Source organism: Pseudomonas sp. LBUM1663 (assembly GCF_059695905.1).
The window spans coordinates 4,392,590-4,405,384 of record NZ_CP166792.1; the positions used below are offsets into that span (position 1 = coordinate 4,392,590).

The window sequence follows — 12,795 nt, forward strand, 5'->3', positions numbered from 1 at the left end:
AGTAATGGCAACTCATGGAGAGTGGTTCCAATCATGTTCAAATTTCATCTGCCAAGACTGGCGTCCCTCAGCGCTTTCGCCCTGTTGCTCGGCGCAAGTCACTGTATGGCCGCAACAAAATCCGACGATCAACTCGACGCCTTGGTGAAAAACGCCATCGGGCCGGTCATGCAACAACAGAATATCCCTGGCGTCGCGGTCGCGATCACCTTGAAGGGTCAGCAGCATTACTTTAACTACGGCGTGGCATCGAAAGAGGACGGTAAACCCGTCAGCAAAGACACGCTGTTCGAAATCGGCTCGGTGAGTAAAACCTTCGCCACCACGTTGGCTGCCTACGCCCAGGCGAGCGGCAAACTGTCTTTGTCTGACCGGGCCAGCCAGGTGTGGCCTGAGCTGCGCGGCAGTGCATTCGACACCATCAGCGTGTTGCAACTCGCCACTTACACTGCTGGCGGGTTGCCGCTGCAGTTCCCTGACGAGGCCGATCATCCAGACAAAATGCTCGCCTACTTCAAACAGTGGAAGCCCGTTTATGCCGCAGGCACCCACCGTCAGTATTCGAACCCCAGCCTTGGGCTGTCCGGTTATCTGGCGGCCAAAAGCATGGGCCAGCCGTTCGATGAGTTGATGGAAAAAACCCTGCTGCCCAAACTCGGCCTCAAGCACACCTACCTCAAGGTGCCGCAGGATCAGATGGGGCTTTACGCCCAGGGTTACGGCAAGGAGGGAAAACCGGTGCGGGTCAGCCCGGGAGCGCTGGATTCGGAGGCGTATGGGGTGAAAACCAGCGCGACGGATTTGCTTCGGTATGTTGAAGCGAACCTGAAACCGGCGACGCTGGAGAAACCAATGCAGCAAGCGATTGCCCTCACTCACAGTGGTTACTACACCGTGGGCGAGATGACGCAGGGCTTGGGTTGGGAGCACTACCACTATCCGGCCAGCCTCGAAACGTTGCTGAGCGGCAACTCGACGGAGATGGCGATGGAGGCGCACAAAGTCCAGTGGCTGAACCCACCACAACCTGCGCAAGACGCGGCATGGTTTAACAAGACCGGGTCGACAGGTGGCTTCGGCGCTTATGTCGCGTTCGTACCTTCGGAAGACATCGGTATCGTTATTCTGGCCAACAAGAATTACCCGAACTCGGAGCGAATCAAGCTGGCTCACAATATATTGAGTGCCCTGACTGAATAACCCACGCCGCTTAACTGTGGCGAGGGAGCTTGCTCCCGTTGGGTGGCGCAGCCACCCCAAAAACCATTCAGTACGTTTTATCAGATACACCTAGGTGGATGGTCTTGGGGCCGCTTCGCAGCCCAACGGGAGCAAGCTCCCTCGCCACAGGGGGTCAATGCTGGCAATAAAAATGGGCGACCTCTTGAGGTCGCCCATTGTCGTTTTTACGTCAGCTCAATGCCGGGTCGGCGTCTGAGGGTCAGGCGCATCGTTCCTCGGATCGAGATTGTCCCGGGCTTGATTCACCAACAACTCCGCAATCCCCGCCAACTGCTGAATCGCCCCCAGCATCATCCGGTTCGAGCCATCCAGCTTGACGGCAAAACTCACAAGCACCGCATTCAGGGACGCAAGGGTTTCGCTGGCCTGATGCAAGAGAGTGAGGGTGTCGATGCCCGGAGCAATCGTGAGGATCTGGTTGATCGGGACGGAACGCCTGGGCTTGCGCACACGAATGGGGGTGTCGCGCTCGGCCGTTTCGCCCAGCCGGACAAGCTTCAGGTGAGTGGCATCGGTTGGGCGTTGCGGATCATTTTTGCCGAACTTCTTCATAGACGAGGCTCCTTTCTGGCCATTGGTTATTTCGTCCCTGGATCCCTCAGTGTTGCGGACTCCCACGTCCGACCGCGATGGTTGCGGTGGCTGACAAAGGCTAACGGCGCGCTCTGACAGAAACCAGTTCATGAAGTCCGACAGGACTTGCAGGAAATTTCCGAGACCAATGAAAGCAATACCTCCCCGCCCGGAACACGCGCCTTTTTTAGCCGCAGCCGAGCAAAAAAAATGGGCGTCCCCTTGAGGTCGCCCATTGTCGTTGCCCGCCACCTGTGGGAGCGGGCTTGCCCGCGAAGGGGCCAGTACATTCAACATCAATATTGCCTGTCAGATCGCTTTCGCGAGCAAGCCCGCTCCCACAAGGGTGATGGCGGCGTACACAAAGACCGAATCCTGCCGGGGTCAGTCAGTGTTCAATCATCCGGCATTTCAGGGGGCTTGGCCGGTTTGGCGGGCTTACCCGGTTTTTCTCCCTTGGCACCCTTGGCACCTTTGGCGGCCGGTTCGGCAACCACGGGGGTCGCGACTGTCGGCGGTGCGGCTTCTTTCTCGGTCGCCGGCAAGGCGTCGATGGTTTCAAATATCTTCTTCAAATCGACCGACTTTGATTCATCCCCCGAACTCTCGAACTTCTTCTCGCCGTCCTTGCCCACCAAGATGACTTTGGGCAACGCCCCCGCGCCGAGTTTCAGCGAGCGGATCAGTGCCATGGTGTCCTGCTGGCCGAGGTCCTTGCCGTCGAGCTGACCGAACATATTCAGCACGGTGTATACCCTGATATTGCGCTGGGCGACACCTTCCTTGTTGGCCGGATCGTTCAGCGAATTCTTAAGGCTCACCCAGACCGGGTCAACAGTGCTGGGAGCAATCACAATCAGTGGCCGGGCCCTGCCCTTGTCGATGTCCAGCGGTGAGCCGTCTTCGGCGGCGAGCAAGGGGCCGGCGAAAGCCAGCAAGGTAGTCAGGGTCAAAGACCTGATGAGCATGCGCATCTCCTTTTGATATCCACGCTCTAATGATTGCGCATCGCGGCGATCGTTCCGGGTGACGCACCGCAATTGTGTTCCGCCTTGACCCAAGCTTAGGTCAGGGCGGTCATTGCGCAACAGGCTGAGCTAATCTCATCACTCATAACGAACCACCTGATCCGCCGTGAGGCCCTCGCCATGAGCGCTCAGTTGAACCACACCATCGTCTGGTGCCGAGACAAGCAGATTTCGGCCCATTACCTCGCTGAGATCCTCGGCCTGCCCGCTCCCGAGCCGTTCGGGCCGATGCTGGTCGTCAAGTTCGACAATGGCGTGTCGCTGGATTTCTATGACAACGACCCGCCGATCGCTTCGCAGCACTATGCGTTTTTGATCGACGAGGAGGATTTCGATGCCGCCTTCGCGCGCCTGCAAGCGCGCCAGCAGCCCTGGTGGGCCGATCCCGGCAAGCAACGGCCCAACGAGATCAACGATTACGGCGGTGGCCGGCGGGTTTACTTCGATGACCCGGACGGGCATCTGCTGGAGATTCTCACGCGTCCCTGATGCTGGAAACCGTGCCGGTTCAGAACGCCAGTTTGTAGCCGATCAACACCAGCATCGTGGCCAGGCAAGGACGCAATACCTCGTCGGAGATGCGACCGGTCAAGTGACTGCCCAGGTAAATCCCTGGCAGCGAACCCACCAGCAAATAACCCAGCACCTGCCAATCCATGTTGCCCATGCTCGCGTGGCCCAGGCCGGCGACCAGGGTCAGGGGCACGGCATGGGCGATTTCGGTACCGACGAGGCGGCGTGTCGGCAGCAGCGGATAGAGGATGAACAGCGCCACGGTGCCGAGGGCGCCGGCACCAATCGAGGTCAGCGCGACCATGGTGCCCAGGACCAGACCGGTGATGACCGTCAACACATTCAGGCGTGAACCGCTGGGGTTGTACTGGCCGCCCGCCCGCTTGTGGGCGAAGTCGAGCAGGCGTTTCTTGAAGAAAATCGCCAGTGCCGTGGCAAACAAAACGAAGCCCAGCGCTTGTTTGATAACGGCGTTCATCGCGTCGGGCGAGGTCTGCAAACTGCTCAGGAACCACAGCGTCAGTGCCACCGCCGGCACACTGCCGAGGGTCAGCCAACCGGTGATTGCCCAGTCGATGTTGTTGTTCTTGCGGTGAACCAGCACACCACTGGATTTGGTAATGGCCGCGTACAGCAAGTCGGTGCCCACCGCCGTGGCCGGGTTGATACCGAACCAGAGCAGAATCGGGGTCATCAACGACCCACCGCCGACGCCGGTCATACCGACGATAAAGCCGACGACCAACCCTGCCACTACCAACCCGAAGTTAACGAAATCCATTAACACGCCCGCAAAAAACGCATGAAAAAACTGGCCCGCAGCATAGCGATTTTTCTTATAACCACTTATATCGATGCGGACTATAGTTATTCCACAACATAACACTCCCCTATGTACCCAATCCCCCCTGTGGGTGCGAGCCTGCTCGCGATTGCGGTCCAACATTCAACAGGAGCGGTGACTGACAGTTCGCTATCGCGAGCAGGCTCGCTCCCACAGGGGATTGGTGGTGGTGAGAGTTGTCCGCAATATCACTGCACCGGCAAAAAATTCAAAAACAGCAAGCTCTGCGCGTAGTTCAGGCCGATCCGCCGATAACGCTCGTCCAGCATCTGCGTGAGCAGGTCCAGCCGCGCAACGATCTTTCCGAACTCCACGGCAAAACTCAGGTTGCTGCCCTCCTCCGAAATTTCGTTGGAGAACAGCAAGGGCTCACCGCTTTTACTTTGCCGCTGACTCAAGATCCAGGTGGCTTTCTCGATGTTGCGTGCGGCGTTGCTGACGAAGGTCGGGTTGATCGCATCGGTCATGTAGAACTCGAGACGATTGCCGTGGGCGGTGACCAGCATGCTGCCAATGGCGTAAATGAAAGCGCCGACCCGGTCGCCGAGAAACTCCGGGCTCATGGCGTAGCTCAACGCCGCGAGGTCTTTCTTGCCACCGAGGGTCGGCAGCGGCTGTTGTTGTTCGATGGCCAGGCGCACTTCTTTACCGGCGGTGCGGGCGTCGAGGAAGCCGGATTTTTTCAACTCATCCGGGTTACGCAGGTAGAGCTTGCTCATCAGCAAGTAGAGGCTGTCAAGGTTGTCGCGCATCGTCAGGGTCGCCATGCGGTCGACGCTGGTCTGGAGGAATTCCTGGGGCGTGCCTTCGCGGAACTGGCTGACGATGTCGCTACCCTGTTGCTGGCTGCAACCGCTGGCGAAGAGCATCGACAGGCTGGCCAGCAGCAGGCATCGGCGACGTAGAGGTGAAGCAAAGCAGGGTAAAACTCGAGCCATGAGTGCTTGAACTTGGGCATTGGCCGACGGTGGGGATCGCCGCAGGCTGGCCAAGGATAGAGCCGCCAAAGCTGAAAAAGTGCAGTGCCGATGGTCCGTAAACGCTGGCCCCCAGAACGATTACCGCCATATTAGTCATACTTTTTTATTGCAGCGCGCTTCATATAGACTATAAATCCCTCCTTGATCGCCTGTTAAGTCGATCATTAGTATGACTACATACCAAAAACAACAAGAAGGAAGGTCAACCATGCTGCAATCCCGACACCTGCTTTCCGGCCTCGGACTGTCCCTGATGATCGCCACCCTCACCGCTCAAGCGGCTGGCCTGTCCAGCGAACACAAAGCCTTCGGCAAGACCAACGACGGCACGCCCGTCGAGCAATACGTCTTGCGCAACAGCCATGGCCTGCAAGCCACGGTCATCACCTACGGCGGCATCTTGCAGTCGCTGAAAGTGCCGGACAAAAACGGCAAGCTCGACGACGTGGTGCTGGGTTTCGACGACGTTCAGGGCTATCAGAGCGGCACAGCGTACTTTGGTGCGACCATCGGGCGTTTCGGCAATCGCCTGGCCAACGGCGCGTTCGAACTGGACGGCAAACGCTATCAGGTGCCGCTCAACGACGGTTCCAACTCGCTGCACGGCGGCCCGCTGGGGTTTGACAAGCACGTGTGGAAAGCCCAGCCGAGCAAAGGCAAGGACTCGGTGGGCGTGACCCTGACGTATCTGTCGGCGGACGGTGAAATGGGCTTCCCCGGCAACCTCAAAACCGAGGTCACTTACAGCCTCACCGAGAACAATGAGTTGCGCATCGACTACAAGGCCGGCACTGACAAACCCACCGTGCTGAACCTGACCAACCACAGCTACTTCAACCTCGCCGGCGCGGGCAACGGGGATGTGCTGAAACAGCTCGTCACCCTGCATTCGACCCATTACACGCCAGTCACCGCCAAGCTGATTCCGACCGGCGAACTGGCCCCGGTCGCCGGTACGCCGATGGACTTCACACAGCCCACCGCCATCGGCAAAAACATCAAGGCCGATCACCCGCAACTGAAATTCGCCGAGCCGAAACGGGGTGGATTCGATTTCAACTGGGCCTTGGACGCCAAGGGCGATGTGGGCAAACTGGCCGCCGATGTCAGCGACCCACTCTCCGGGCGCCGCTTGCAGCTCTACACCACTGAACCCGGCGTGCAGTTCTACACCAGCAACTTCCTCGACGGCACGGTCAAGGGCAAGGGCGGCAAGGTTTATCCGCATTGGGGCGCGTTTACCCTGGAGACCCAGCACTACCCGGACTCGCCGAATCAGCCGAATTTCCCGTCCACCCGGCTTGACCCAGGCAAGGTCTATACCCAGCAAACTGTGCTGAAGTTCTCGGCCCACTAAACATCCCCCCCCCCCCGCAATCATGTAGCAGCTGCCGAGCAGCGCGAGGCTGCGTTCGGCGGCGAAGCCGTCGTTAAATCAGACAATGCAGAGTGTCAGTTGCACAGTGCATACAGGGTTTACGACGGCTGCGCCGCCGAACGCAGCCTCGCGCTGCTCGGCAGCTGCTACACGTCTACGGAACCACCGGGGTATTCTGCTGCCAACCGGAGAGTATTTATCGATTCGAAAAAGGAGGTTTTCATGCGGACCCTCGAACTGGCCGGCGTCAACGTACCGGTCATCGGCCAAGGCACCTGGCGCATGGGCGAAGATCCCTCGCAACACAACAAGGAAGTCGCCGCGCTGCGCCTGGGCATCGAGTTGGGCATGACCCTGATCGACACCGCCGAGATGTACGCCGAAGGCGGCGCGGAGGAAGTGGTGGGTGAAGCCATTACGGGCCTGCGCGACAAGGTCTTTCTGGTCAGCAAGGTCTACCCGCACAACGCCAGTCGCAAAGGCATCCCCCAGGCCTGCGAACGCAGCCTGCGACGTTTGAACACCGATTACATCGATTTATACCTGCTGCATTGGCGCGGCCAGTATCCGCTCGAGGAAACCGTAGCAGCCTTCGAACGCCTGCGTGAAGACGGCAAGATCGGGCGTTGGGGCGTGTCCAATTTTGACGTCGACGATCTGCAGGAGTTGAACTCTGCGGACTGCGCCACCAACCAGGTGCTGTACAACCTGGAAGAGCGCGGCATCGAATTTGATCTGCTGCCCTGGTGCCAACGGCATCAGCAGCCGTTGATGGCATACTGTCCCATCGGTCAGGGAGGAACGATGCTGGCCCACCCGGCGCTCAAGCAGATTGCCACCCGTCACACGGTGACGCCGGCTCAGGTAGCACTGGCATGGATTCTGCGACAGACAGGCGTGATCGCCATTCCCAAAGCGGTCAGACCTGAACATGTGCAACTGAATGCGCAGGCCGCGCAATTGCGGCTCGGAGACGAGGACCTGAAGGCGCTGGACCACGCGTTTCACGCGCCACAACGCAAGCACCGGTTGGCCATGGTCTAAGCCATCGCGGTTCTGTCAGAGGGCTTCTGCATGAGAAGCACTGATCAGCTCGACGACTTTAATTTGCCACGCTTTATCCAGGCTCAAGACCCGGTGTTCAATCGGGTTCAAGAAGAACTGCGTGCGGGCCACAAACGCAGTCACTGGATGTGGTTCGTCTTTCCGCAGTTCGCCGGGTTAGGCGGTAGCGAGATGTCCCGGCACTTTGCCATTCGCTCCGTCGAGGAAGCCGTGGCTTACCTGAATCATCCGCTGCTGGGTTCACGACTGCGTAGCTGCACAGAACTGGTGCTGAGCATTAAAAAAAGCTCGATTGCCGGCATATTCGGCCATCCCGATGACCTCAAGTTTCACTCGTCCATGACACTGTTCGCCCAGATTGCGCCCCAGGGCAGTGTCTTCCACAAGGCACTGGATCAACACTTCCACGGCATACGGGATGACTGGACGCTGCAGCTGCTGGACTCAAAACAGGCCCAGTTGCCCACCAATCAAGGTTGAGAAGTCGTCGTCCACGAAGGGCAGAATCGCGTCCGCCACTGGTTGCAATTGCCGGGTGACGTAATGGTCGTAGTCGATGGGCGCGCTGCGAATCTCCAGCGGCTCGGGCCCGGCAACGGTGATCACGTAGCTGATCCAGCCGCCGTTCTGGTATTGCCGAGGTCGGCGCTGCTGATCGTTATAGTCATCGGCGATCCGCGCCGCACGGACGTGGGGCGGCACGTTGCGTTCATAGTCATCCAGGGTACGGCGCAGGCGCTTGCGGTAGATCAGGCGGTCGTCGAACTCGCCGGCCAGGGTTTTGCGCACGTAGTCGCGCACGTAATCCTGATAGGGCTGGCGATGGAAAATCCGTGAGTACAGCTCCTGCTGAAATTGCCGGGCCAGCGGCGACCAGTCGGTGCGCACGGTTTCCAGGCCCTTATAGACCATTTCGTCAGTGCCATCGGCGCGGGTGACCAGCCCTGCGTAACGTTTCTTGCTGCCCTCCTCTGCGCCGCGAATGGTCGGCATCAGAAAGCGTTTGTAGTGGGTCTCGAACTGCAATTCCAGGGCGCTTTCCAGCCCGTATTCCTGTTGCACATGCTCGCGCCACCATTGGTTGACGTGGTCCACCAGCGCGCGGCCGATCTGCGCGGCCTCTTCCTGGCCGTGGGCGCGACGCAGCCAGACGAAGGTCGAGTCGGTGTCGCCGTAAATCACCGTTTGCCCCTGGGCTTCGATCAACTGCCGGGTGCGCAGCATGATCTCGTGGCCGCGCAAGGTGATGGACGACGCCAGGCGTGTATCGAAGAAGCGGCAGCCGCTGGAACCGAGCACACCATAGAAAGCGTTCATGATGATCTTCAGCGCTTGCGACAGCGGCGCGTTGTGCTCGCGCTTGGCAGTCTCGCGACCTTCGGCTACCCGCGCGACAATCGCTGGCAGGCAATGCCGGGTCCTGGAAAAACGCGCACCGCGGAAACCCGGCACGGACTCGCTGTCATCGGGATGCTGCAAGCCCTCGATCAGCCCGACCGGATCAATCAGGAAGGTGCGAATAATCGACGGATAGAGGCTTTTGTAGTCGAGCACCAGCACCGACTCGTACAAACCGGGTTGCGAGTCCATGACAAAACCGCCGGGGCTGGCTTGCGCAGGCTTGTTGCCCAGATTCGGCGCCACGAAACCCTGGCGGTGCATCAGCGGCATGTAAAGGTGGGTGAACGCCGCCACCGAACCACCGCTGCGGTCCGCCGGCAAACCGGTAACGCTGGCCCGTTCCAGCAGGAAGGTCAGCAGCTCGGTCTTGGCGAAAATCCGCGTCACCAACTCGCAGTCCTTGAGGTTGTACGTGGCGAGCGCCGGCTTGTCCTCGGCGAACATGCGGTTGATTTCGTCCATGCGCTGGTATGGCGTGCTGATCGCCTTGCCCTCGCCGAGCAGGGTTTGCGCGACGTTTTCCAGGCTGAACGAGGGGAAGCTCCAGGTCGCCGAGCGCAGGGATTCGATGCCGTCGATGATCAACCGGCCGGCGGCCGAGGCGAAGTAATGGTTGCGACTGCCGTGTTCGCGCCACTGCATTTCTTCGCCGCCACGCCCCAGTTTCAGCGGCACGCCGAGCTGACGGGCGTGTTGGTGCAGCACGCGCAGGTCGAACTGCACGACGTTCCAGCCGATGATCGCGTCGGGGTCATGGCGGGCGAACCATTCGTTGAGCTTTTTCAGCAGCGCGGTTCGCGAGTCGCAGTAGTCGAGCTGGAAATCCACCGCGCTGTCGTCGCCATTCGGCGGGCCAAGCATGTAGACCTGACGCTCGCCGCAGCCTTCCAGGGCAATGGAATACAACTCGCCCTGAGCCGTGGTTTCGATGTCCAGGGACACCAGTCTGAGGTTGGGCCGGTAATCGGGAGCGGGTTTCATCTGCGCGTCGAGCCACAGGCCTTCGGTCCCTGGCGTGCCACCAAACAGGACAGGCGCGGTGATGAAGCGCTCCATCATGTAGCGTTCCGGCGGGCGCACGTCGGCTTCGAACATCTCGACGCCTGCTTTGCGCAGCGCGGTTTCCAGGCGAATTAGCTGACCGTGTTGCTGGCAATACAGGCCTAGCACCGGGCGGTGCTCGAAATCCTGAAGGGCCAATGGCTTGAGCTCGACATTTTTTTCGCCGCGCAAAACAGCCTCGGCCTGCTCGCGCCGAGCCGCCGGGATAAATGCCACCGACGGTTGATGAGGCAGACGGATACGTTGGGGACCGGTATCGGTCGCCAGCCAGAACTCGACTTGCGTACCGGCCGGGGTGTCGCGCCAATGCCGGGTCAGGACGAAGCCCTGCTGTAAATCCACCACTGCAACCTCAAGATTTGATTCAGGCGGCAATTCTACGCGTCATCGCGGGGGATAGCCCGCCCGCTCCGACCTCACAGACAGACATAAAACCTGTGGGAGCGAGCTTGCTCGCGATGACGGATTCACAGCCAACATCATCACTGAATGTTAAACCGCTATCGCGAGCAAGCTCGCTCCCACAGGGGTTGGTTGAGGCCATAGATCAGTGAACAACGGCGGAATACTTCCGGTTTACCGAATAAAAACCGCCGAATGACGTTTTTTGCGCATTATCTGCCGCTTTCCGCCTTGCCCTCGGCGCCTGGGTCTACGATTCTTCAATAACAACGACAACACCTGAGAAACCGCCATGAAAACCGTTGCCCAACTGCTGAAGTTAAAGGCTGAACAGAATCATGAAGTCCACATCATTGCGCCTCATCAAATGGTGCTGGAAGCGCTGATGGTCATGGCCGCGAAAAACGTCGGCGCCTTGCCGGTCGTGAAGAATGGCGAGGTCGTGGGCATCATCAGCGAGCGTGACTACGCGCGCAAACTCGTGCTCAAGGGCCGCTCCTCCGTCGGTACGCCGGTCGAAGACATCATGGTGTCGCCGGTCATCACCGTGGACACCCATCAAACCGTGGAAACCTGCATGAGCATCATGTCCGACAAACGCCTGCGCCACTTGCCGGTGGTGGAAAACGGAAAGTTGATCGGTTTGCTGTCGATCGGCGACCTGGTCAAGGAAGCCATCGCCGAACAAGCTGAATTGATTCGCCAGTTGGAGCAGTACATTCGCGGCGAATAGTTCCGAAATCCCAAAATCCCCCCTGTGGGAGCGACCTGTGGCGAGGGGATTTATCCCCGTTGGGTCGCGAAGCGGCCCCAAAACCTGCAGCTGCGGTCATTCAGGTAAACCACTTGCATAGGTTTTACGACTGCTTCGCAGCCGAACGGGGATAAATCCCCTCGCCACAGGTCGCTCCCACATTGGGTTGGTGGTGTTTTCAGGTGGGCCAATGGCGGGCGAAGACCGGTGCCAGGGTCGGGTGGCGGTCGATCCGTGTCAGCCAGGCATAAAAACCGGGTCGGGCATTGCGCAGATGCTCGCGACTGCCCGCCCATCGCGTCACCACCGCCGCCAGCACATCCAGTGCCCCTGGCGTTTCGTCGTCCAGGTACAACTCGCCCGAGAACTGATCGGCAAACACCTCCCAACTCCAGTGCAACCGTCGACGGGCGCCGGCCATGAGGTTTTCAATGGTTGATTGATTCGCCTCGATCAGCCAGCGCTCGGGGTAATCGATGATGCCGATGGCCGCGTAGCAATTGCTGACGATATACACCAGGCCCCGGATCGCCTGATCACGCTCGGCGGGCGTGTTCGACAGCAGGTTCGACTCGGGAAACGCGAGCCCCAGATGAATCAGGATCGCCGCGCTTTCGGTGAGGATGCTGCCGTCGGGCAGTTGCAAGGTGGGAATCTGCTTGAGCGGGTTGAGTTTCTCCAGGGCTTTGGCAGCCTCCGCAGACGACTCGACGTCGATGAAGCGATAAGGGATTTCGCAGAGTTCGAGGGCAGCCTCTATCGCGGCGGCGCCGGAGTTCTGGTGTCCGTATAGCTGGTACATAAGCACCCCCCTTCAAGAGTGTCTCTTTGTAGCATCTGATACTGACCCTGCTGGAAAATTTCTTTTTATGCCACTGCATCCAAATCGCTTTCCGATGGGTAGTACCCGTAGCAGCCCCTGAGGCTGCCGAGCAGATTACTCATTTACGGAGCACTATTCATGAACGCCAAACAGCTGATTTGCCTTGCCGGTTTGTTCGTCGCGGGCCCCATGGCCTACGCCCAGTCAGGTCTGCCCGACAGCATCAAGGTCCCGGACGGGCACAAGGTCGCCCTGGAAACCACCGGTGTCGGCGAGATCACTTACGAATGCCGTGACAAGGTCAATGCCGCCGGCCAGACCGAATGGTTCTTTGTCGGGCCCAAAGCGGTACTCAATGATCACAACGGCAAACAGGTCGGCACCTACTTCGGGCCACCTGCCACCTGGCAGGCGAAAGATGGCTCGAAAGTCACCGGCACCCAGCTGGCTGTCGCGCCTTCGAGTCCGGGCAACCTGCCCTATCAATTGGTCAAGGCCAACCCGGCCGAAGGCAAAGGCGCGATGACGGGCGTCAGCTACATCCAGCGCGTCGCCCTAAAAGGTGGCGTGGCCCCGAGCACTGAATGTTCGACGGCCAATAAGGGCAAGCAAGAAGTGGTGAAGTACCAGGCGGATTACATTTTCTGGGCAGCCAACTGAAACCAGGCCTGCAGGAATTTGGTCTACGCTGCTCAGCACTGGCCCCGGTCCAATGGCCCGGGGCTGCTGC

The 12,795-nt window shown here is 59.4% G+C and carries 13 protein-coding genes; 7 read left to right on the forward strand and 6 right to left on the reverse strand.

Features of this window, described 5'->3' with window-relative positions; genetic code table 11:
- Positions 1 to 33: 33 nt before the first annotated feature.
- Positions 34 to 1,200, forward strand: coding sequence for a class C beta-lactamase (ampC, locus tag ACA075_RS20205; protein ID WP_497294884.1), 1,167 nt, complete (start codon positions 34 to 36; stop codon positions 1,198 to 1,200).
- A gap of 216 nt (positions 1,201 to 1,416) precedes the next feature.
- Here ampC and ACA075_RS20210 read toward each other — a convergent pair whose 3' ends face one another.
- Together ACA075_RS20210 and ACA075_RS20215 are read right to left on the reverse strand one after the other, a co-directional pair.
- The gene (locus ACA075_RS20210; RefSeq protein WP_497294885.1) at positions 1,417 to 1,794 is read right to left on the reverse strand and encodes a DUF6124 family protein; all 378 of its coding nucleotides are present in this window, start codon (positions 1,792 to 1,794) and stop codon (positions 1,417 to 1,419) included.
- 416 nt (positions 1,795 to 2,210) lie between these two features.
- Positions 2,211 to 2,783: a DUF4174 domain-containing protein gene (locus tag ACA075_RS20215; RefSeq protein WP_497294887.1), complete on the reverse strand. Its 573-nt coding sequence runs from the start codon at positions 2,781 to 2,783 to the stop codon at positions 2,211 to 2,213.
- 180 nt (positions 2,784 to 2,963) lie between these two features.
- On the opposite strand from ACA075_RS20215, the gene ACA075_RS20220 reads away from it, so the two are divergent.
- Positions 2,964 to 3,332, forward strand: coding sequence for a VOC family protein (locus ACA075_RS20220; RefSeq protein WP_497294889.1), 369 nt, complete (start codon positions 2,964 to 2,966; stop codon positions 3,330 to 3,332).
- A gap of 19 nt (positions 3,333 to 3,351) precedes the next feature.
- On the opposite strand, the gene ACA075_RS20225 is transcribed toward ACA075_RS20220, so the two are convergent.
- Both ACA075_RS20225 and ACA075_RS20230 read right to left on the reverse strand, forming a co-directional pair.
- Complete coding sequence (locus tag ACA075_RS20225; protein ID WP_219096479.1) at positions 3,352 to 4,137, reverse strand: sulfite exporter TauE/SafE family protein; 786 nt, start codon at positions 4,135 to 4,137, stop codon at positions 3,352 to 3,354.
- A 251-nt stretch (positions 4,138 to 4,388) separates the two neighbouring features.
- Positions 4,389 to 5,138, reverse strand: a complete 750-nt coding sequence (locus ACA075_RS20230) for a hypothetical protein (protein WP_497294891.1) — start codon at positions 5,136 to 5,138, stop codon at positions 4,389 to 4,391.
- Positions 5,139 to 5,388: 250 nt separating this feature from the next.
- On the opposite strand from ACA075_RS20230, the gene ACA075_RS20235 reads away from it, so the two are divergent.
- From ACA075_RS20235 to ACA075_RS20245, 3 genes are all read left to right on the forward strand, one after another.
- A complete protein-coding gene (locus ACA075_RS20235) occupies positions 5,389 to 6,537 on the forward strand; it encodes an aldose epimerase family protein (RefSeq protein WP_497294893.1) in 1,149 nt (382 codons plus the stop codon).
- Positions 6,538 to 6,780: 243 nt separating this feature from the next.
- Positions 6,781 to 7,602: an aldo/keto reductase gene (locus ACA075_RS20240; RefSeq protein ID WP_497294895.1), complete on the forward strand. Its 822-nt coding sequence runs from the start codon at positions 6,781 to 6,783 to the stop codon at positions 7,600 to 7,602.
- A gap of 30 nt (positions 7,603 to 7,632) precedes the next feature.
- On the forward strand, positions 7,633 to 8,103 hold the full coding sequence (locus ACA075_RS20245; protein WP_497294897.1) for a DUF1810 domain-containing protein: 471 nt from the start codon (positions 7,633 to 7,635) through the stop codon (positions 8,101 to 8,103).
- Here the strand turns inward: ACA075_RS20245 and ACA075_RS20250 are convergent.
- Entirely contained in the window at positions 8,068 to 10,428 is a 2,361-nt protein-coding gene (locus ACA075_RS20250) for a DNA polymerase II (protein ID WP_497294899.1), read from the reverse strand. The two genes, ACA075_RS20245 and ACA075_RS20250, sit on opposite strands and share 36 nt — an antisense overlap.
- A gap of 352 nt (positions 10,429 to 10,780) precedes the next feature.
- Here ACA075_RS20250 and ACA075_RS20255 point away from each other — a divergent pair, with 352 nt between their 5' ends.
- Entirely contained in the window at positions 10,781 to 11,221 is a 441-nt protein-coding gene (locus ACA075_RS20255) for a CBS domain-containing protein (protein WP_497294901.1), read from the forward strand.
- A gap of 199 nt (positions 11,222 to 11,420) precedes the next feature.
- On the opposite strand, the gene ACA075_RS20260 is transcribed toward ACA075_RS20255, so the two are convergent.
- Complete coding sequence (locus ACA075_RS20260; RefSeq protein WP_497294902.1) at positions 11,421 to 12,044, reverse strand: glutathione S-transferase; 624 nt, start codon at positions 12,042 to 12,044, stop codon at positions 11,421 to 11,423.
- A gap of 159 nt (positions 12,045 to 12,203) precedes the next feature.
- On the opposite strand from ACA075_RS20260, the gene ACA075_RS20265 reads away from it, so the two are divergent.
- Complete coding sequence (locus ACA075_RS20265) at positions 12,204 to 12,725, forward strand: DUF3455 domain-containing protein (protein WP_219096483.1); 522 nt, start codon at positions 12,204 to 12,206, stop codon at positions 12,723 to 12,725.
- Positions 12,726 to 12,795: the final 70 nt, after the last annotated feature.